The organism is Brevundimonas sp. Root608, assembly GCF_001427825.1.
Lineage (GTDB): Bacteria > Pseudomonadota > Alphaproteobacteria > Caulobacterales > Caulobacteraceae > Brevundimonas.
On record NZ_LMGT01000004.1, the window covers coordinates 180513 to 199703 of the forward strand.

Genomic DNA, 19191 nt, shown 5'->3' on the forward strand with positions numbered 1-19191 from the left:
GAAGGGGAGGGAGACGTCGAAGCCTACTCGAACAGCTCCCCGCTCTCGTCCGTCCCCTCCACCACCGCCCGCGCCAGCGTGCGGGTCACCGGCCGGTGCATCGCGTCCAGCCGCTCGACAACCTCCGCCGCCGCGGCGGCCGACCGGTCGATCCGCCTCAGCAGATAGGGCACCACGTCCTTCTGCGGCCGGATGCCCCGTTCGGCGAACCGCGCCTCCAGCATGGCCGCCAGCACCGCGTCGTCGGGGGCCTCCATCGGCACGCTGATCACGGCGTCCAGGCGCGAGCGCAGGTCGGGCAGGGCGACGTCCCAGCTCGACGGCGCCGACCGCGCCACCAGCAGCAGGGCCCCGCCCGGCGCCTGGGCCAGATTGATCAGGTGAAACAGGGTCTCGTCGTCCACGTCCCGGGCCCGGTCCAGCAGGATCGGCCGGCCCTCCAGCTCCATCGGATCGATCACAGCCGCCTCGGCCCCGTGCAGGGCCACGGCGCCGACCCGTTCGGCCCAGATCTGCGCCAGCCGGCTCTTGCCGCAACCCGCCGGGCCGCAGATCGCCATGGCCCCGCCGATCAGACTGGGCCAGTCGGCCAGGGCCTCGACCGCGGCGCGGTTGCTGTCGGACACCACGAACCCCTGCGCCCCCTCGGGCAGGTCGCGTTGCAGCGGCAGGCGCATCTGGTCGGCGGGCGAGGGGCGGGCGGTCATAATGGAACAACTATAGCAGACAGCGTTCCGGGTTCCTCGCGTCGCCGTGGACAACGTCTTTCGGCTGTGGAGGATGGGGCGAGGAATTGGACGACGAAAACCGGAGGAATTCAGAGACGCCCGGGAAGGATTTGGAGGACGGGGAGGACAGACGCGCCGCCCGCCCGCAAACCTTGACTTTCCGGGGCGATGATGCGCCCTTCCGGCCTCCCGAATTGCGGCCCCCGCGGCCCCTGATCCAAGACGAAACAGCCATGCACGCCTACCGCTCCCACACCTGCGGCGCCCTGCGTTTGACCGATGCGGGCTCCAATGTCCGCCTGTCCGGGTGGGTCCATCGCAAGCGCGACCACGGCGGCCTGCTGTTCATCGACCTGCGCGACCACTACGGCCTGACCCAGCTGGTGCTGCACCCCGAGACGCCCGGCTTCGAGGCGGTCGAGCGGCTGCGCGCCGAAAGCGTCATCCGCGTCGACGGCGAGGTCGTGGCCCGCGAAGGCTCGGTGGTGAACCCCAACCTGCCCACCGGCGAGATCGAGCTGCGCGTCACCGGCGTCGAGGTCCTGTCCGAGGCCGCCGAACTGCCGCTGCCGGTGTTCGGCGAGCCGGAGTACCCCGAGGACATCCGCCTCAAGCACCGCTACCTCGACCTGCGCCGCGAGACCCTGCACAAGAACATCGTCCTGCGCTCGCGCGTCATCTCCTCGATCCGCCAGCGCATGGTCGGGCAGGGCTTCCTCGAGTACCAGACGCCGATCCTGACGGCCTCCAGCCCTGAAGGCGCGCGCGACTTCCTGGTCCCCTCGCGCCTGCACCCGGGCAAATTCTACGCCCTGCCGCAGGCTCCCCAGCAGTTCAAGCAGCTGCTGATGGTCTCGGGCTTCGACCGCTATTTCCAGATCGCGCCCTGTTTCCGGGACGAGGACCTGCGCGCCGACCGTTCGCTGGAATTCTACCAGCTCGACGTCGAGATGAGCTTCGTCACCCAGGAGGACGTCTTCGCCGCCATCGAGCCCGTCATGCACGGCGTGTTCGAGGAGTTCGCCGACGGCAAGACGGTCGACCCGTACCCCTTCGTCCGCATCCCCTACCGCGAGAGCATCGCCCTGTTCGGCACCGACAAGCCGGACCTGCGCAACCCGATCGAGATGCAGGACGTCTCGGAGCATTTCCGCGACGGCGGCTTCGGCCTGTTCAACAAGATCCTCGCCGGGGATGCGAAGAACGCCGTCTGGGGCATTCCGGCGCCGACCGGCGGCTCGCGCGCCTTCTGCGACCGCATGAACTCGTGGGCCCAGGGCGAGGGCCAGCCGGGCCTCGGCTACATCTTCTGGTCCGAGGACCAGGGCGCCTGGGGCGGCCCGATCGCCAAGAACCTCGGCGCCGAGGCGACCGACGCCCTGATGAAGTCCCTGGCCATGGGCAAGGGCGACGCTGCATTCTTCGCCGCCGGCGACCCGTCCGTCTTCTACAAATTCGCCGGCGCCGCCCGCACCAAGCTGGGCCAGGACCTCAACCTGATCTCGGACGACGAGTTCAAATTCTGCTGGATCGTCGACTTCCCGATGTTCGAGTGGAGCGAGGAAGAGAAGAAGGTCGACTTCTCGCACAACCCCTTCTCGATGCCGCAAGGCGAGATGGAGGCCCTGACCACCAAGGACCCGCTCGACATCCTCGCCTACCAGTACGACATCGTCTGCAACGGCTATGAGCTGTGCTCGGGCGCGATCCGGAACCACAAGGCCGAGATCATGCTCAAGGCCTTCGAGATCGCCGGCTATGACGCCTCGGTGGTCGAGGACCAGTTCGGCGGCATGCTCAACGCCTTCCGCTATGGCGCGCCGCCGCACGGCGGCCTGGCCCCCGGCATCGACCGCATCGTCATGCTGCTGGCCAACCAGACCGCCATCCGCGAGGTCATCGCCTTCCCGCTGAACCAGCAGGGCCAGGATCTGCTGATGAGCGCGCCGTCCGATGCCGCCGAGCGTCAGTACAAGGAGCTGCACATCCGCGCGGCCCTGCCGCTCAAGACCTGATCGGCGGCCGGAGACCCGGACATGAAAAAGGCCGCTGTCCCCGGGGACGGCGGCCTTTGTCGTCAGCGGCCGGAGTTGGCCACAACCAGGTTTCGCACCCGGGGCGGAACGGGCGGCGCCGGCGGCGCGGCGGGCGGGCGGGGGGAAATCCTCACCATGCTGACGCCGCGACAGACGCGGACGGTCAGGCGAGCCGGCAGGCGCGTAGCGCCATCGCCGCAGGCGCGACTGATCTGTTCCTGGCTGAGGCCCCGCGCGCCGGACAGGTCAGAGCCGCGGATGTCGACCCGGTTCATTTCCGCGTTGCGGAAATCGGCGCCGTCGAAATTGCCGCCGGTCAGCCGCGAGCCGTTCAGCGTGGCTTCCCGGAACGACACGCTCCGGAAGTCGCCGTTCGACAGGTTCGACATGGCGACTTCGGCGTTGCTGAAGTTTGCAGCGCGGGCGCTGACGTTCGCCAGGGTGGTGGCGTTCATCTCGGCCGCCGAAAGATTGGCGTTGGTCAGGACCGCGCCGTTCATATTGGAGTTGTTCAGGACGGCCCCGCTCAGATCCGTTCCGGCCATCCGCACCCGGACCAGGGTCGCGCCCATGGCCTCGGCGCCGGACATGTCCGCGCCGGTGAAGTTGGCGCCCGTGAGATTGGCGAAGTTCATCTCCGCGCCGGTCAGGTCGGCGCGGCTGAAGTCGCTGCCGGTGAAGTTCGAGCCTTGCAGCTCCGCGCCGCGAAGGATGGCGCCTACCAGGGTGGCGTTTGTGAAGGCCGCGCCGGTGAAGGCCGCGCCCGTCAGGTCGCGCCCCGACAGCTCACAGCGGTTGCAGGATCCGCCCAGCGACACCATCCGGGCCACATCGCGGTCCTGCAGGCCGAACTGGAAGTTGACTTCGGCGCTCGCCGATCCGGCGGCCGCCAAGGCGGCGATGGCCGCGCCGAGCGCGAAGCCGGTGGAGAGGCGACGGGTCATGGGTACAGCAGGCTTTTTCACGCCCTTGTCATGAGGCCAAACCCCGACAAACCCTACTTAAATCGCCGTAAGGTCCAAGGCGGTACGCGGTCAGCTCAGCAGTGGCGAATCGACAGTCCGCGTGGCAGGCGGGTGGCCTCGTCCCCGCAGGCCTGGTTCAGCCGGCCCTGGGTCAGACCCGTGGCTCGCTGCAGCGAGGCGCCGGAAAAGTTGACGCCCGTCAGCGTCGCGCCCGAGAACGACGCGCCGTCCAGATATGCGCCGACGAAGCTCGCGTTTGTCAGGTTCGCGCCGGAAAAGTTCGCACTTGAAAAGACCCCGCCGTAGGCCTCGACGTCGCGCAGGTCGGCGTTGGTGAACCGGGCCCGGTTCATGACGGCCAGACTCAGGTCGGCCTGGCGCAGGCGCGCGCCCGACAGGTTCAGGCCGCGGGCGTCGACGCCGCCGAAGTCGCCCTGGAACAGGTTGCAGCCCGCGCAGCTGGCGCCGCCGCGCACGCGGGCGATCTGGCCGGCGTTCTGCGCCGAGGCCGGCAGGGCCGCAGCCGCAAGGGCGGCGGCGAGGGTGAAGGTCAGGATGGCTTTCATCACAGGCTCCGGTCTCGCCTTCGAATGTGCAAGACGCGGGCCATCATGGCGCACAATCGTTGATCAACCCTGCATCGAGGGCGCCGCCCCGCAGGTGTCGCAGCTCCAGCCCGCGCCCCGCTGTTGCAGGGTGAAGTCCCCGCAGGCCGGACAGGCTACGGCTTCGGTCGCCGCCGGCGGAGACGCCGGCGTTCCCCGCGGATGGCCGAAGGGAAGGACCACCAGATTGTCCGGAGCCGCGCCCCGGGCGAACCCCTTGGAAATGAATCGGGCCGCCGGCACCGTCTCCGGCTCCCCGTCTTCAGCCTTGCCCAGGCCCAGGCCGTCGGCGTTCAGGCTCTCGGCGTCGGCGTTGGCCAGTTCCCGCCGGTCCAGGTACGAAACGCCGAGTTCGCGGAAGATGTAATCCAGGATGGAGGTCGCAGAGCGAATGGAGTCGTTGCCGGTCACCCGTCCCGCGGGCTCGAACCGGGTGAAGACGAAGGCGTCGACGAACTCATCCAGCGGCACGCCGTATTGCAGGCCGATCGAGATGGCGATGGCGAAATTGTTCATCAGGCTGCGGAAGGCCGCGCCTTCCTTGTGCATGTCGATGAAGATTTCGCCCAGTTCTCCATCCTCGTATTCGCCGGTGTGGATGTAGACCTTGTGCCCGCCCACAGCCGCCTTCTGGATATATCCCTTGCGCCGGTCCGGCAGCTTGCGGCGGGTGCGGTCGCGTTCGATCACCTTCTCGACCACGCGTTCGACGGCGCGGGTCTCGGGCTCGCGGCGACGCTGGCGGAGGGGTTCGTCCGGCTCGACGAGGTTGAGAATGCCGCTGGCGGGCGCCATGGCGCGCTGCAGGCGCACGGCCCGGCGTCCGTCGCGGGCGGCGTCGCCCAGAAGCCGCGCGGCCTGCATCGCCGTGGTCCGCCAGTCGATGATCGTCGGCGCGGGGTCCGGCGCGGCGCTGACCTGTTCCACCACGGCGCGCAGACCGGCTTCAAACGCGGGCAGATCGGCCAGGACGGGCCGCAATGCGGCCGGGACGCCGGTCCATTCCGTCAGATCCGGCTCGCCGAAAGCCCAGGCCTGGGCCCGGGCGACGGCGTCGGCCGAAAAACCGAGATGGCCGAGCAGATCGTCCGCCGCATCCGCGATCCCCAGCACGTCGCGCAGGAAGCCGGCGTCAAGCACCGGCACCCGAAGGGCGTCGGCCAGCAGGTCCACCTGGGCGACGGCGGTTTCCACCGCTTCCAGTTCGATATCCGTGAATCCCCTGGCCCGAAGCGCGGCGTGATCGACGCCGGGCGCGTCGACCAGGGTGCGCCGGCCGAACAGATGCCGTTCGGCCGATTCGAGGTCGCCGCCGGCCCGGCGGATCGCCGACGCCAGCGCGGGCCGCAGCCGGCGGACGATTTCGCCATCGCCCGTCTGCCAGACCTCGGTGACGGCGAGCGGGCTCAAGGCCAGGCGCAGGGCCGCCTCGACGTCGTCGACGAACAGGGACGGCGCCACGCCCTCGCAGGCCGCGGTGACGGTGCCCGCCAGTTCAGCCGCCCGCGACCGGGCGTCGTCCGGGCCTTCCTTCAGGACCAGATCGCCCAGGCCGCCGAGGCCGATCGCGATCGAGGGAGCACCGGTCGCGGTCAGGGCGCGCGTCCACAGCCGCACCAGATCCCCCAGCGCGGTTTCGACGCCGGCTCCGCTGAGCGCCCGCAATCCCGTCAACGACAGCACTATGGCCGGCGACCGCGCCGAACCGGACGCGCTTTCCGCGTCATCCGGCTCGAAGGTCAGCAGGAGATCGCCTTCCAGCGCGGCTTCGGCGGCGAGCAGGGCGTCCGGCGCGCCCGAGGCGATCATCGCGCGATCGGCCAGGGCGACGATCAGGGGCGGGGTCGGGACGGGCGAGGCCACTGCGTCGAATCGTTCGCCGGCTATCGCCCGCAGGATGTCCGCGTCCGACGCCCCGGTGCGCCGCGCCGCCAGGGCCGCCCTGGCCAGCGCCGGGTTGGAAGCGGGATCGGCGCAGTCGGCCCGGGGGCCCTCGCATCGGCTTACCGCGTCCGAAACGGTCGTCAGAGCTGCGGCCAGAGCCTCGATCGCGCCCGCCGCGCGGCGGCTCGCCCGCCGTCGCGCGCCCTCGGCCGCCAGCGTGTCGCCTGCACCAGGATCCGACAGGTTCAGGACATCCGGGCCGATCCGCGTGGACCGCGCCGGGGAGACCAGCCCCAGCAGAAGCGTCGCGGTCAGCTCGATGGCGTCGTCGCCCGGCAGTTTGGCCGCCCAGCCTGCCATGGCCTCGGCCAGAGGATCCCCATCGCTGACGGCGAACCCCTCGGCGTCCGCCCAGTCGAGCCAGGCTTCGATCTGCACGTCTGTCCAGGCGTCGGGAGCGCGCACGGAGACGACGCGCCCGCATCGCTCGATCTGGCGCATCGGCCGCGGCAAGGCGGCGGCGTGGGGAGCGAAAGGAAAGCGCATGCGGCGTCTCGGCGTGGCCTTTGCGCCAGACTAGCGGTCTTGCGGGTCTGTCGGCAATAAATCTGGCGTGTCGGACCTCGGTTACCCCCAAGATGTTGAGGTTCGCCATATTTCAACGACGCTGGACGGGAGGCGCGCCGGTTTCTATGATCACCCAAGGGTCGCCGGCTTCCGCCGCTGCGACGGATCGTGAGTGGATTTCCCGACGTGCTAGGCAGGATTTTCGGCTGGACCAGCGGCGCAACCATCGGCACCTTCTTCACCATCGCCAAGCGCGGCGAGCATGTGGGGACCGATGAGTTCGGCAACCGCTACTACCTGTCGCGCGATACCTCGAGCTATGACGGACGCCGCCGCCGGTGGGTCACCTACAATGGCTATGCCGACGCCTCCAAGGTCCCGCCGGACTGGCACGGCTGGCTGCACTACACCTATGACGAACTGCCGACCGAGCACCCCCTGCCGCGTCGCAAGTGGGAAGAGGACCATCTGCCCAATCTGACGGGCACGCCGATGGCGTGGCGGCCGCAAGGATCTCTCGCTTCGGAAGGCAAGCGTCCGGCCGCGACAGGCGACTACGAAGCCTGGCGTCCGGAATGACCGTGCGCGGCTTCATTCTGGCGGGCAGCGTGGTTCTGGCGCTGACGGCGTCGGGCGCCGTCGTCGCCTCGGCCCTAAATGACATGCCCCAGGACGCCGTTCCGGTTCAGGACCCGACGGCGAACCTGAACGCCCAGCCGACCCCGCCACCGACATCGCCTGCGCCCGTTGAACCGGCCCCGGAAGGCACGCCTGCGCCGGCTTCGCCGGTCGCGGTAACGCCGCCGACGCCGGCCATCGTCATCGCCGAAGACAAGATCGACGCAGACGCGGACGAAAACGGGAAGACTGAAACGGTCGCGCCCAAACGCGTGGAGACGCCCGCCGAGCCGGCCCGCCGCCAGCGTCGCCGGGTCGCGATCGTGGAGGCCATCGACAAGATCACCGCGGAATCGATGCGGTTCGAGGTCGAGGTCGGCGGTCGCCCGGTGCGGTTCCAGAAGACCCTGATCTTCACCGCCCGCGCCTGCGAGGTCTCCGCCCCCGACGAACAGGTGTCCGACGCCGTCGCCTATCTGGAAGTGTCGCTGCAGCCGCGCGGCGTGATCCAGGTCAGCGAGCCGCGCCAGATCTTCCGCGGCTGGATGTTCGCCTCAGCCCCTGCCGTCAACGGCCTGCAGCATCCGGTCTATGACGCCTGGGTCGTGGGCTGCAAGGCGTAGAAGACCGCCTCGGAACCCGTCATCGGCTTGAACAGCGACCGTGAGTCCGCCTGCGCGGCGCGGGCCGACTTCAGCAGCTTCAGATAGACGGCCTGGGGAGTCTCCACGGCGCCGAACTGGCTCAGGTGCTGCGTCAGGAACTGGGCGTCCAGCAGCCGCCAGCCGCCGCGCTTCAGCCGGGCCACAAGATGGACCAGGGCGACTTTTGACGCGTCCCGTTCCCGGCTGAACATGCTTTCGCCGAAGAAGGCGCCGCCGAGGGTGACCCCGTACAGCCCGCCGACGAGCCGCTCGTCATGCCAGCATTCAACGGAATGGGCGCGACCGCGGGCGTTGAGCTCCATGTACAGACGGCGGATCGGACCGTTGATCCAGCTGTCCTCACGGCCCGGCCCCGGGGCCGCGCAGGCGTCGAGCACGGCCGAAAAGGCGGTGTCGACCCGGATCTCGAATGGGTCGGACCGGACGGTGCGTTTCAGCCGGGTCGGAATCCGGAAGCCGTCCAGGGGTATGACCCCGCGTTGCTCGGGCTCGACGAGGAAGACGCGGGGGTCGTCGCGGCCCTCGCCCATGGGAAAGACCCCGTTGGCGTAGCACTGCAGCAGTTCGTCCGGGCCAAAGCCGCCGAAGGGGCTGCTGGCGCTGAAGCCCGGTTCCTCCATCACGCCGTCAGGCGGCGCCCTTCTGGCGCTTGGCCCAGTTCTCGAGCCAGTGGATGTCGTAGTCGCCGGACAGGATGTCGGGCTCCTGCAGCAGCTTCTGGAACAGGGGGATCGTTGTGTCGATGCCGCCGATGACCATCTCGTTCAGGCTGCGCTTGAGGCGGGCGATGCACTCCTCGCGGTCGCGGCCGTGGACGATCAGCTTGCCGATCAGGCTGTCGTAATAGGGCGGGATCGAATAGCCGGCGTAGATGGCGCTATCCAGCCGCACGCCCAGACCGCCGGGGGCGTGGAAGTCGGTGATGGCGCCGGGCGAGGGCGTGAAGGTTTCGGCGTTTTCGGCGTTGATGCGGCACTCGATCGAGTGGCCGGTGAAGGTAACGTCGGCCTGGGTGAACGACAGCGGCAGGCCGGCGGCGATGCGAATCTGCTCGCGAACCAGATCGACCCCGGTGATCATTTCCGTAACCGGATGCTCAACTTGCAGCCGGGTGTTCATCTCGATGAAGAAGAACTCGCCATCTTCCCAGAGGAATTCGATGGTGCCCACGCCGAGGTAGCCGATGGCGGCGATGGCCTTGTTGACCGTCTCGCCGATGGCGACCCGTTCCGCCGCCGACAGGGCCGGCGAGGGGGCTTCTTCCATGACCTTCTGGTGGCGGCGCTGCAGGGAGCAGTCGCGCTCGCCGAGGTGGACGACGTTGCCGTGGCTGTCGGCGATGACCTGAAGCTCGATATGACGCGGCTTCTGGAGATAACGCTCCATGTAGACGGCGCCGTTGCCGAAGGCGGCGGTGGCTTCGGACTGGGCGGTCTGGACGGCCTCGACGAGGTCGTCGGCGGTCAGGGCGACCTTCATGCCGCGCCCGCCGCCGCCGGCCGCGGCCTTGACGATCAGGGGGAAGCCGATGGTCTTTGAGGCCGCGATGGCGTCCTCGATGGTCTCGACCTCGCCGGCCGAACCGGGAACGCACGGAATGCCGGCTTCCAGCACCGTCTGTTTGGCGGTGATCTTGTCGCCCATGACCCGGATGTGCTCGGGCTTGGGCCCGATGAAGGTCATGCCGTGGGCCTCGACGATCTCGGCGAAGCGGGCGTTCTCGGACAGGAAGCCGTAGCCGGGGTGGATGGCCTGGGCGCCGGTGATCTCGGCGGCCGCGATGATCGACGGGATGTTGAGGTAGCTCTTGGCCGCGGGCGCGGGGCCGATGCAGACGCTCTCGTCGGCCAGCCGCACCCACATGGCGCCGCGATCGGCCTCGGAGTGCACGGCGACGGTGGAGATGCCCATCTCCTTGCAGGCGCGGTGAATCCGCAGGGCGATTTCGCCGCGGTTGGCGATCAGGACCTTGGTGAACATGGGCTTACGCCTCGAGCAGGACGAGCGGCTCGCCGAACTCGACCGGCTGGGCGTCGCCGACCAGAACCTCGACCACAACGCCGTCGCGGGGGGCCTGGATCGGATTCATCGTCTTCATCGCCTCGACGATCAGCAGGGTCTGGCCCTTCTTGACCTTGTCGCCGGCCTGGCAGAACGGCGGCGCCTCGGGCGAGGCCTGCAGATAGACGGTGCCGACCATCGGCGACTTCACCTCTTCGCCCGACTTGGCGACGATGGTGGCGGGGTCGGACGGCATCGACGCCGGGGCCGCGGCGGCCGGAGCCGGCGCATGGGCGGCCGGGGCGGGGGCGGCGGAATACTGCACGACCGGAGCGGCCACGACTTCGCGGGCCACCCGGATGCGCAGTTCGCCGCGCTCGACCTCGATCTCCGTCAGGGAGGTGTCGTTCAGGATGTCAGCCAGCTGGCGCACCAGGGTGGTGTCGATCTCGGCCTCGTTCTTGAGCCTGGACGCGGGGGTCTTGGGATCGGCCATGGGTGTTTGAGCCTCTTCTTGTCGTCTTAAACCGAACGGCCCGCGGGGCCGGCGCGTTCCTGCGCCAGCCTGAGGGCGGCCTTGACGGCCAGTTCGTAGCTGAATGGGCCGAAGCCCGAAACCACGCCCGCCGCGACCGGCGAAACATAGGAGCGATGGCGGAAACGCTCGCGCGCCGCCGGATTGGAGAGATGGCATTCGACGATCGGGATCGTCAGGGTCTTCAGGGCGTCCAGCAGGGCCACCGACGTGTGGCCGTAGCCGGCGGGATTGATGACCAGGGCGGAGGCCTTTTCGCGGGCCTCCTGGACCTGGTCGATCAGTTCGCCCTCGTGGTTGGTCTGGCGGAACACCACGGTCGCGTCCCCGGCGGCCCGTTCGCACATCGCCTGAACGTCGGCCAGCGTCTGACGTCCATAGATATCCGGCTCGCGCACCCCAAGCAGGTTGAGGTTCGGGCCGTTCAGGACGTAGAGGACGGTTGGTTCGGGCATGAGCTCGTGAACTGCGGGTTCCGACCGGAATCGGACGGGCCTTTTAGCTGAGGCGTGGCGGTTATCAAACCGCGGCGCGGAATAGAGTGACGTAGCGGCATGCGCATTCAGGTCAACGGGGAAGTCCGCGAGGTCGAGGCCGGCACCATTCTGGCGCTGGTCGAGGAACTCGGGCTGGACATCCGCAAGGTGGCGGTAGAGCGCAACCTGGAGATCGTGCCGCGGACGCTGCATGGCGCGACGGCGCTGGCCGACGGCGACCGGATCGAACTGGTGCAGTTCGTGGGCGGGGGCTGAGGGCTCACCGGTCGACCTCGAGATCCCGCAGATCCCGGCCCCGCGTCTCGCGACCGAGGACCGCGATCATGCCGAACGCCACCACGGTCAGGCCGCCGACCAGGGCCGCGGCCACGCCCAGCACGGGCGCCGCGCCCAGGACGCTCAGGCCCTGTGCGGCCAGACCGCCCAGCTTGCTGCAGCCGGCGACCCAGCCGGTGGCGCGGCCGCGGATGCGCAGGGGGTAGTTCTCGGCCGTATAGGGCAGGATGATCGAGATGACGCCGCTGGAGCCGACGATCAGCAGGGCCAGCGGGGCGATCGGATCGGCCAGGGCCTCGACGCCCATGCCGCGCAGCAGGAAACCAAACAGGCCGAGGGCGCTGACGCCCAGCATCAGGGCCAGGGCCCCCCGCGTGCTCCAGGCGCTGTAGAGCCAGACCGAGATCAGCACCGTCGGCGCGGCGATCAGGGTGGATCGGGCGATCAGGGCCGAGGCGGCCTCGACGCTTCGGCCCTCGGCGACGAGGGCGGCGGGCAGCCACAGCAGGACGCCGAAATTGACCAGGCCCCAGGACAGGGCGGCGAGGGTCAGGGCGACCGTCACCGCGAGATGGCGGCGGTCGACCGGCGGCAGGCGAGAATGGCTTTCCGCCTCGATGGAGGCCGCGACGGTCCGGACCCCGGCCCCGAACCGCGCCAGCACGGCGCGGGCTTCCTCGCCGCGGCCGACGTGCTGCAGGAAGCGGGCGGACTCGGGCAGAAGAGGGCTGAGGGCGATCAGGATCAGGCCGGTGGGCAGGTTGAGGAACCACATGATCCGCCAGCTCCAGTCAGGCTGGAGCCAGGCGGACAGGGCGCTGGCGGCGAAATAGCCGCCGACCGCGCCGATGCCGCCGACCAGGACCAGGGCCCAGCCGCGGTGGCGTGTGGGCATGATCTCGGCCAGCAGGGCGTAGGCCACGGGCAGCATGCCGCCGGCGGCCGCGCCCATCAGGAAACACATGCCGACGTTCCACCAGAAGTCCGGCATGGCGCCGCAGATCGAGGTGCCGACGAACATCACCGAGGACAGCAGGATCGAGGCGCGGCGGCCGTAGATGTCGGCGAGCCAGCCCCAGGCGAAGGAGCCGACCACAGTGCCGCTCAGGGCCGCGAACGGCAGCAGGGCGACCATGGCGCCGCTCAGGCCATATTCGGCCCGCATGCCCGGCAGGACGAAGCCGAGGCTGGCGGGCTTCATGATATCGACGATCAGGGCGATGGAGAGCAGGCCGCACATCAGCCAGTGAGCCCGGGTCAGGGGCGCGTCCTCGGGCGGAGCCAGGACGAGCACGGCCTCGCCCGCACCCGCCTGTCGCGCCGGCAGCAGGCCGAAGGCCGTCAGGCCCACGCCGCCGACGATCAGGACCATGCCCCACATCATGCCGGCGTCCATCGGCATGCCGGCCAGATGGAACCCCATGTCCCGGCCCATCCAGTACATGGGCAGGTGGAGCAGGACGCCCGCCGTCACGACCAGGCAGCCGAACCAGAAGGCCCAGGCGTGGCGTCGGTCTCCGAATAACCGTGACAGCATGGGCCGCGTCTTCCCCCGGAGACCGATGATCCCGTTCCTAGCGTCCCGGTTCGGCGCGCGTCGAGCGGCAATCGTCGGCGCGGGCGGCGGATAAGTGCCGCGGGGCTCTTCGACTCGGGCTGCGGACGGGCTAAACCCCGCCCATGACCGCTCCCACAGACACCTGGACCGTCGCCGGCCGGACCTTCAACAGCCGACTGATCGTCGGCACCGGCAAGTACAAGACCTATCAGGAGAACGCCGAGGCCGCCGAGGCGGCGGGGGCCGAGATCGTCACCGTGGCGGTGCGGCGGGTGAATCTGAGCGATCCGTCGCAGCCGATGCTGGTCGACTATGTGAAGCCGGACCGGTTCACCTTCCTGCCCAACACCGCGGGCTGTTTCACCGGCGAGGACGCGGTGCGGACGCTGCGGCTGGCGCGCGAGGCCGGCGGCTGGGATCTGGTCAAGCTGGAGGTGCTGTCGGACACGGCGCACCTGTATCCCGACATGATCGAGACGCTGCGGGCGCTGGACCTGCTGATCAGGGACGGCTTCCAGGTCATGGTCTATTGCACCGACGACGTGGTCATGGCGAAGCGGCTGGAAGAGGCGGGGGCCGCGGCGATCATGCCGGCGGCGGCGCCGATCGGCTCGGGCCTGGGCATCCAGAACCGGGTCAACATCCGGCTGATCGTGGAACAGGCCAAGGTGCCGGTGCTGGTCGATGCGGGGGTGGGCACGCCGTCGGATGCGGTGCTGGCCATGGAACTGGGCTGCGACGCGGTGCTGATGAACACGGCCATCGCGGGGGCCGCCGATCCGATCCTGATGGCGTCGGCCATGAAGCACGCGGTGATCGCCGGGCGGCAGGGCTATCTGGCGGGGCGGATGCCGCGGCGGCTGTATGCGAGCGCCAGTTCGCCGCTGAGCGGGCTGATCTGAGGGGCGAGAGTCTCCAACATCAGGAAAAAATGTTGTGACGCGCAGAGCGGCTCGCCGGTGAGGCGGGCGCCGGGGCCTGGGGCGGCTCCGGGCGAGGTTTGGCGCTGTCAAAGACCAGTCCCCGTGGGGATTTGAATCAGTATGCACGGCGATGCGTCAGAAGCGGACGCAGGCGGTTTTGCGGGTCCGGGGCGGCGGGACTGAGGGGGCGGGAAGGGCGGAAAAATGTCTCGAGAGTAGCGGGTTGGGAGGGGCGGGAGTCTTCATTTCCGACAGCGAGGATGGTCACGCGGCGCACCCCTTTCGTCATTCCGGGCGCAGCGCAGCGAAGACCCGGAACCCAGCGGCGCGCGAGAGCGCGAACCTGTCGCGAATGCGATCTGAGCAGCGTGCATGAACAGATCGCCTTCGGCGCCGCTGGGTCCCGGGTCTCCGGGCCGCTACGCGACCCTGCGCCCGGGATGACGAAAGCAAGGAAGGGCGAGGGCGGGTTGGCGGAAACCGTTGCGCCCGCTAGAGCATCGCTTCCTTCCCAAGAGACCCGCCATGCACGACATCCGCGCCATCCGTGAGAACCCCGCCGCCTTCGTCAGCGGCTGGTCGTCGCGCGGGGTGGAGGGGGCGGAGGCTCTGGTGGCGGATATCCTGCGGCTGGACGGCGAGCTGCGCGCCGCCCAGACGACGGGGCAGGAGGCGCTGGCGAAGCGCAATGCGGCGTCGAAACTGATCGGCGCGGCGATGGCCAAGAAGGACATGGCCGAGGCCGAGCGCCTGAAGGCCGAGGTCGAGAACCTGAAGGGCGAGATCGCGACGGCCGAGAAGACCGAGGCCGAGGTCGGCACGGCGTTGCGCGACCTGCTGGCGGCGCAGAAGAATCTGGCGGCGGACGACGTGCCGGAGGGTGAGGACGAGAGCGGCAATGTGCTGGTCGGCGAGCCTTGGGGAACGCCGCGCCAAGAGGGGCCGGCCAAGGATCACGCCGATCTGGGCGAGGCCATGGGCCTGCTGGACTTCGAGGCGGCGGCGCGGATGTCGGGGTCGCGGTTTGCGGTGCTGAAGGGCGGGCTGGCGCGGCTGGAACGGGCCATCGGCCAGTTCATGCTGGACGTGCAGACGAACGAGCACGGCTATCTGGAGGTCAATCCGCCGCTGCTGGTCAACGACGCCGCGGCCTACGGCACGGACAAGCTGCCGAAATTCGCTGACGACCTTTTCCATACGACAGACGGGCGTTGGCTGATTCCGACCGCCGAAGTGTCGCTCACGGCTACGGTGATGGGCCAGCTGCTGAGCGAGAGAGACCTGCAGACGCCGATCCGGATGACGGCGCTGACCCCCTGTTTCCGGGCAGAGGCGGGCTCGGCCGGCAGGGACACGCGCGGCCTGATCCGACAGCACCAATTCTACAAGGTCGAGATGGTGTCGATCACCCGGCCCGAAGACAGCGACGCCGAACACGAGCGGATGACGGCCTGCGCCGAGGCCATTCTGCGGAAGCTGGAGCTGCCGTTCCGCCGACTGTTGCTCTGCAAGGGGGACATGGGGTTCGGCGCCAGAAAGACCTTCGATCTGGAGGTCTGGCTGCCGTCGCAGGGGACCTATCGCGAGATCTCGAGCTGCTCCAACTGCGGGGACTTCCAGGCCCGGCGGATGGACGCGCGCTTCAAGCGCGACGGCGAGAAGAAGACCGAGTTCGTGCACACGCTGAACGGCTCGGGTCTGGCGGTCGGCCGGACGCTGGTGGCCGTCATGGAAAATTATCAGGACGGCGATGGACGGATCGCGGTGCCGGCGGCTCTGCTGCCATATATGGGCGGGGTGACGCACGTGGGATGATTCAAATCCCCGCGCATCCGGCGAAAGCCGGGACCCGGTGCTTTCTAGGGCATTTGTGAATGGGATTGGCGCCGCCGCAACACAGGCAGCGCTGGATCATCCAAAGAACTGGGGCCCGGCTTTCGCCGGGATGATCGGAGTAGAGATGATGCGAACGATCCTTGGCCTGGCCGCCGCCGCACTGACCCTGACCGCCTGCGCCACCAGCGGCCCCTCGTCCAACACCTACGTCCACGCCGCGGGCGACACCGCCTTCACCGGCTGGGTGCGCTTCTCGAACGGGGAGTTCCAGCTGTACGGCGACGAGGACCAGGTGCTGCAGCCCTTCTCGCGGCCCTGCGTCTCGGGCGCGGCGTCGCGGGACGAGATGGCCCAGGCGATGGGCGACCTGGGCGGACAGAAGGTGCGGATCACGGGCCGGACGGCGCCCTGGAGCGCGGCCGTGAACGGCCGGATCGAGCACGCGCGGTCGGACATCCGCAACGACTGCGGCGGAGCCTTCGTGATCCTGGCCGACGACATCCGGCCCGCCAACTGACACAGGCGGCTTGCGCGAGGGGCCGACGCGCTGCAAGAGCGCGGGCGGCATGCGCATTCTTCTGACCAATGACGACGGCGTCGACGCCGAGGGGCTGGCTTGCCTCGAGCGGATCGCGCGGACCCTGTCCGACGACATCTGGCTCTGCGCGCCGCAGGTCGAGCAGTCCGGCAAGGGCCGGGGCATCACCCTGACCGAGCCGCTGCGGGTCAATCGCATGGGCGAGAAGCGGTTCGCGGTGACGGGGACGCCGACCGACTGCGTCGTTCTGGCGGTCAACGACCTGATGCCCGAGCGGCCCGATCTGGTGCTGTCGGGGGTCAATCGCGGCCACAACGTCGGCGAGGACTGTTCGTATTCCGGCACGGTGGCGGGCGCGCTTCAGGGCATGGCCTTCGGCATCCGCTCCATCGCCCTGAGCCAGAGCCTCGAACGCTTCCACGACGAGGTGACGGCCCACTGGGAGACGGCCGAGGCCTATGCGCCGGCCATCATCTCGCGCCTGCTGGCCCAGCCGTGGCAGGACGGGGTGGTGATGAACCTGAACTTCCCCGCCCGTCCGCCCGAGGCCGTGACCGAGGTCGAGGTGACGCGGCAGGGCTTCCGCGACATCGGCGAGATGCATGCGGTCAAGCGCACCGACCTGCGCGGCCGCGACTACTACTGGATGAGCTTCCGCGGGACGAAGCATGACCATCCGTCCGGCACGGACCTGCGGGCCATGGACGAAGGGAAGATTTCGGTCACGCCGCTGCACATCGACCTGACCCATGCGCCCAGCATCCACGACCTGAAGGGCGTGCTGGGCGGGGCGCCGCCGAAGGGTATGGTGACGATATGAGGTCGCTTTTTCACGCCCTTCCCCCATTTCGGGGGAAGGTGGGCCGCGAAGCGGCTCGGATGGGGGCTCTGTCCGGGTTCCGATCAGGGGGCAGCCGGGCCGCCACCGGCCGGCCCCCATCCGTCAGGCTTCGCCTGCCACCTTCCCCCGCGAGGGGGGAAGGGACCCGTCCATGAAACTCAACGACGACCGCGCCGGACGTTTGATCCTCGGCCTTCGCCAGCAGGGGGTGACCGACCCGCGTGTGCTGGCGGCCATGGAATCGATCGACCGCGCCGTCTTCGTGCACGAGAAATTTCTCGACCAGGCATGGGAGGACCAGGCCCTGCCGATCGACTGCGCCCAGACCATCAGCCAGCCCTATATCGTCGGCCTGATGACCCAGGCGCTGGACGTGCAGCCGCGTCACCGGGTGCTGGAGATCGGCACCGGCAGCGGCTACCAGGCCGCGGTGCTGAGCCGGCTGGCGCGCTATGTCTATTCCATCGAGCGGTACCGCAGCCTGCTGACCGAGGCCGAGACCCGGCTGAAGGACCTGAAGATCGACAATGTCATCACCCGGCACGGTGACGGCAATCTGGGCTGGCCCGAACAGGCGCCGTTCGACCGGATCATGGTCACGGCCGCGGCGCCGGGCGAGCCGACCGAACTGCTGCACCAGCTGAAGCCGGGCGGGATACTGGTCTGTCCGGTGGGGCGCAGCTCGGTGCAGATGCTGCACCGCTATGTCGGCCAGGCCGACGGCTCGTTCCGGCGCGAAAGCCTGAGCGAGGTGCGGTTCGTGCCGCTTGTCGAGGGGACGGCCAAGGAGGGGTGAGGGGTAGTCCCGATCGCCCTCCGTTAACCTTCGCGCCCAACTTTGGCGCCCTTTGACGGGTTGGCTTGGGCCGACGGGCGAGGCACACCGGATGACGACCACGGGGCGGGAGACGGCATGACGATGCGATTCGGGATCAGGGTTCTGGCGGTGCTGGTCGGGATGATGACGCTGGCCGCCTGCGCCAGCTATCCGGCCGAGCCGCGCTATTCGATTCGCGCCGACGGCGCGGCTCCCGCCCGGACGCCCGCCTATCCCGCCGCACCGCTTTCGCCGGCTCCGGCTCCAAGCGGGGAGGGCGTGCGCGGCGCGACCAATCCTGCGAACGAAGCGCCGCCGCCGCGCACCGCGCCGGTCGAATCGATCGAGGGCGGGGCGCTGTCGGCGCCGATCGGCACGGCGCCGCGGGTCTATTCCGAAAGCCCCACGCCGGCGGCCGGGCCCGCCTCGGAAGGCTTCAGCACGCCGCCGCCGCCGCGGTCCGGCGCGGTCGCCGTCGAGGCCGGGGCCGTCTATGAAATCCAGCCCGGCGACACGATCTCGGGCATCGGCCGGCGCTTCCAGACGCCGGTGCAGAACCTGATCGACCTGAACGCCCTCGGCCCGCGCGCGGCGATCACTCCGGGCCAGCGGCTGATCCTGCCGGCCAGCGCCGTCGACATCGGCGGCGATCCCTACGCCACCGGGCCGTCGCCGAGCGGCGTCTATGTGCCCGAAGTCGGGACGCCTCCGCCTCCGCCTCCGCCGCCGCCCTCGGGCAACGCCGCCCTGCCGCCGCCGCCGCGCGAGGCCGCGCCCGCGGCCGGACCGGCGCCGACGGCCGGACCCGCTCCGGCGCCCGCGCCCTCGATGGTCAATCTGGACTGGCCGGTGCGCGGCGACATCCTGCGGCGCTTCGGGCCGGTCGGCATGGGCGAGCGCAACAACGGGGTGAACATCGGCGCGGCCGCAGGGGCCGAGGTGCGCGCCGCCGCCGCCGGACGGGTCGGCTATGTCGGCGACGACCTGGCGGGGCAGGGGCTGACCGTGCTGGTGGTGCACCGCGACGGCTGGCGCACGGTCTATGGCCACCTCGGCTCGGCCGTGGTGCGGGACGGGGACGAGATCCGCGCCGGGCAGCAGATCGGCACGGTCGGGACGACCGCCGGGGACGGGCGGCCGTCGGTGCATTTCGAGACCTGGCGCATGCGCGGCGACCAGCCGAACGCCGTCGATCCGCTGACCGTGTTGCCGCGATAACGCAAAGCGGAGCGGTGAACACGCGTCGCGTTGCAAAGTGCGGCGGCGCACCCTAGTTTCCGCGCCTCATTTTCAAGGGCCGC

The 19191-nt window shown here is 69.5% G+C and carries 19 protein-coding genes; 10 read left to right on the top strand and 9 right to left on the bottom strand.

The window, feature by feature from the left end; translation table 11 throughout:
• Nucleotides 1-23: 23 nt before the first annotated feature.
• Nucleotides 24-707, bottom strand: a complete 684-nt coding sequence (locus ASD59_RS07210; protein ID WP_055830305.1) for a DnaA/Hda family protein — start codon at nt 705-707, stop codon at nt 24-26.
• Between the two features lie 254 nt (nt 708-961).
• Between ASD59_RS07210 and aspS the strand changes: the two genes are divergently transcribed.
• Complete coding sequence (gene aspS / locus ASD59_RS07215; protein WP_055830307.1) at nt 962-2743, top strand: aspartate--tRNA ligase; 1782 nt, start codon at nt 962-964, stop codon at nt 2741-2743.
• 62 nt (nt 2744-2805) lie between these two features.
• Here the strand turns inward: aspS and ASD59_RS07220 are convergent, their stop codons facing one another.
• From ASD59_RS07220 to ASD59_RS07230, 3 genes are all read right to left on the bottom strand, one after another.
• Nucleotides 2806-3708, bottom strand: coding sequence for a pentapeptide repeat-containing protein (locus ASD59_RS07220; protein WP_055830310.1), 903 nt, complete (start codon nt 3706-3708; stop codon nt 2806-2808).
• Nucleotides 3709-3803: 95 nt separating this feature from the next.
• Nucleotides 3804-4295 (bottom strand): pentapeptide repeat-containing protein, encoded by a 492-nt coding sequence (locus tag ASD59_RS07225; protein WP_055830312.1) that lies wholly within the window; start codon nt 4293-4295, stop codon nt 3804-3806.
• 63 nt (nt 4296-4358) lie between these two features.
• Entirely contained in the window at nt 4359-6764 is a 2406-nt protein-coding gene (locus ASD59_RS07230; protein WP_055830314.1) for a TSCPD domain-containing protein, read from the bottom strand.
• 207 nt (nt 6765-6971) lie between these two features.
• Between ASD59_RS07230 and ASD59_RS07235 the strand changes: the two genes are divergently transcribed.
• Both ASD59_RS07235 and ASD59_RS07240 read left to right on the top strand, forming a co-directional pair.
• The gene (locus ASD59_RS07235; RefSeq protein WP_055830316.1) at nt 6972-7364 is read left to right on the top strand and encodes an NADH:ubiquinone oxidoreductase subunit NDUFA12; all 393 of its coding nucleotides are present in this window, start codon (nt 6972-6974) and stop codon (nt 7362-7364) included.
• Nucleotides 7361-8026 (top strand): DUF2155 domain-containing protein, encoded by a 666-nt coding sequence (locus ASD59_RS07240; RefSeq protein WP_055830318.1) that lies wholly within the window; start codon nt 7361-7363, stop codon nt 8024-8026. Before ASD59_RS07235 ends, ASD59_RS07240 begins: the two co-directional genes overlap by 4 nt.
• Here ASD59_RS07240 and aat read toward each other — a convergent pair.
• From aat to aroQ, 4 genes are read right to left on the bottom strand one after another with little or no spacing between them, the layout of a single operon-like run.
• Nucleotides 7993-8688, bottom strand: a complete 696-nt coding sequence (gene aat / locus ASD59_RS07245; protein WP_055830321.1) for a leucyl/phenylalanyl-tRNA--protein transferase — start codon at nt 8686-8688, stop codon at nt 7993-7995. The genes ASD59_RS07240 and aat overlap by 34 nt on opposite strands.
• Nucleotides 8689-8695: 7 nt before the next feature.
• On the bottom strand, nt 8696-10048 hold the full coding sequence (accC, locus tag ASD59_RS07250) for an acetyl-CoA carboxylase biotin carboxylase subunit (protein WP_055830323.1): 1353 nt from the start codon (nt 10046-10048) through the stop codon (nt 8696-8698).
• A 4-nt stretch (nt 10049-10052) separates the two neighbouring features.
• Nucleotides 10053-10565: an acetyl-CoA carboxylase biotin carboxyl carrier protein gene (accB, locus tag ASD59_RS07255; protein WP_055830324.1), complete on the bottom strand. Its 513-nt coding sequence runs from the start codon at nt 10563-10565 to the stop codon at nt 10053-10055.
• 26 nt (nt 10566-10591) lie between these two features.
• On the bottom strand, nt 10592-11059 hold the full coding sequence (aroQ, locus tag ASD59_RS07260; RefSeq protein WP_055830327.1) for a type II 3-dehydroquinate dehydratase: 468 nt from the start codon (nt 11057-11059) through the stop codon (nt 10592-10594).
• Between the two features lie 99 nt (nt 11060-11158).
• Between aroQ and thiS the strand changes: the two genes are divergently transcribed.
• Complete coding sequence (thiS, locus tag ASD59_RS07265; RefSeq protein ID WP_055830329.1) at nt 11159-11356, top strand: sulfur carrier protein ThiS; 198 nt, start codon at nt 11159-11161, stop codon at nt 11354-11356.
• Between the two features lie 4 nt (nt 11357-11360).
• Here thiS and ASD59_RS07270 read toward each other — a convergent pair whose 3' ends face one another.
• On the bottom strand, nt 11361-12914 hold the full coding sequence (locus ASD59_RS07270) for an MFS transporter (RefSeq protein ID WP_055830332.1): 1554 nt from the start codon (nt 12912-12914) through the stop codon (nt 11361-11363).
• Nucleotides 12915-13057: 143 nt separating this feature from the next.
• On the opposite strand from ASD59_RS07270, the gene ASD59_RS07275 reads away from it, so the two are divergent.
• The 6 genes from ASD59_RS07275 (at nt 13058) to ASD59_RS07300 (ending at nt 19108) form a co-directional block, all read left to right on the top strand.
• Complete coding sequence (locus ASD59_RS07275; protein WP_055830333.1) at nt 13058-13837, top strand: thiazole synthase; 780 nt, start codon at nt 13058-13060, stop codon at nt 13835-13837.
• 546 nt (nt 13838-14383) lie between these two features.
• Nucleotides 14384-15673 carry a serine--tRNA ligase gene (gene serS / locus ASD59_RS07280; protein WP_055830335.1) on the top strand — a complete coding sequence of 430 codons (1290 nt, stop codon included), beginning with the start codon at nt 14384-14386 and terminating at the stop codon, nt 15671-15673.
• Between the two features lie 148 nt (nt 15674-15821).
• Nucleotides 15822-16211 carry a hypothetical protein gene (locus tag ASD59_RS07285; protein WP_156376965.1) on the top strand — a complete coding sequence of 130 codons (390 nt, stop codon included), beginning with the start codon at nt 15822-15824 and terminating at the stop codon, nt 16209-16211.
• Nucleotides 16212-16260: 49 nt separating this feature from the next.
• On the top strand, nt 16261-17052 hold the full coding sequence (surE, locus tag ASD59_RS07290; protein WP_055830686.1) for a 5'/3'-nucleotidase SurE: 792 nt from the start codon (nt 16261-16263) through the stop codon (nt 17050-17052).
• A gap of 172 nt (nt 17053-17224) precedes the next feature.
• Nucleotides 17225-17869 (top strand): protein-L-isoaspartate(D-aspartate) O-methyltransferase, encoded by a 645-nt coding sequence (locus tag ASD59_RS07295; RefSeq protein WP_055830339.1) that lies wholly within the window; start codon nt 17225-17227, stop codon nt 17867-17869.
• 117 nt (nt 17870-17986) lie between these two features.
• Complete coding sequence (locus ASD59_RS07300; RefSeq protein ID WP_235561749.1) at nt 17987-19108, top strand: peptidoglycan DD-metalloendopeptidase family protein; 1122 nt, start codon at nt 17987-17989, stop codon at nt 19106-19108.
• Nucleotides 19109-19191 lie beyond the last annotated feature (83 nt).

Coding starts and splice junctions, on each gene's coding strand:
- ASD59_RS07210 (WP_055830305.1), bottom strand. CDS start 707: ATGACCGCCCGCCCCTCGCCCGCCGACCAGATGCGCCTGCCGCTGCAA.
- aspS (WP_055830307.1), top strand. CDS start 962: ATGCACGCCTACCGCTCCCACACCTGCGGCGCCCTGCGTTTGACCGAT.
- ASD59_RS07220 (WP_055830310.1), bottom strand. CDS start 3,708: ATGACCCGTCGCCTCTCCACCGGCTTCGCGCTCGGCGCGGCCATCGCC.
- ASD59_RS07225 (WP_055830312.1), bottom strand. CDS start 4,295: ATGAAAGCCATCCTGACCTTCACCCTCGCCGCCGCCCTTGCGGCTGCG.
- ASD59_RS07230 (WP_055830314.1), bottom strand. CDS start 6,764: ATGCGCTTTCCTTTCGCTCCCCACGCCGCCGCCTTGCCGCGGCCGATG.
- ASD59_RS07240 (WP_055830318.1), top strand. CDS start 7,361: ATGACCGTGCGCGGCTTCATTCTGGCGGGCAGCGTGGTTCTGGCGCTG.
- aat (WP_055830321.1), bottom strand. CDS start 8,688: ATGGAGGAACCGGGCTTCAGCGCCAGCAGCCCCTTCGGCGGCTTTGGC.
- accC (WP_055830323.1), bottom strand. CDS start 10,048: ATGTTCACCAAGGTCCTGATCGCCAACCGCGGCGAAATCGCCCTGCGG.
- accB (WP_055830324.1), bottom strand. CDS start 10,565: ATGGCCGATCCCAAGACCCCCGCGTCCAGGCTCAAGAACGAGGCCGAG.
- aroQ (WP_055830327.1), bottom strand. CDS start 11,059: ATGCCCGAACCAACCGTCCTCTACGTCCTGAACGGCCCGAACCTCAAC.
- thiS (WP_055830329.1), top strand. CDS start 11,159: ATGCGCATTCAGGTCAACGGGGAAGTCCGCGAGGTCGAGGCCGGCACC.
- ASD59_RS07270 (WP_055830332.1), bottom strand. CDS start 12,914: ATGCTGTCACGGTTATTCGGAGACCGACGCCACGCCTGGGCCTTCTGG.
- ASD59_RS07275 (WP_055830333.1), top strand. CDS start 13,058: ATGACCGCTCCCACAGACACCTGGACCGTCGCCGGCCGGACCTTCAAC.
- serS (WP_055830335.1), top strand. CDS start 14,384: ATGCACGACATCCGCGCCATCCGTGAGAACCCCGCCGCCTTCGTCAGC.
- ASD59_RS07285 (WP_156376965.1), top strand. CDS start 15,822: ATGCGAACGATCCTTGGCCTGGCCGCCGCCGCACTGACCCTGACCGCC.
- surE (WP_055830686.1), top strand. CDS start 16,261: ATGCGCATTCTTCTGACCAATGACGACGGCGTCGACGCCGAGGGGCTG.
- ASD59_RS07295 (WP_055830339.1), top strand. CDS start 17,225: ATGAAACTCAACGACGACCGCGCCGGACGTTTGATCCTCGGCCTTCGC.
- ASD59_RS07300 (WP_235561749.1), top strand. CDS start 17,987: ATGACGATGCGATTCGGGATCAGGGTTCTGGCGGTGCTGGTCGGGATG.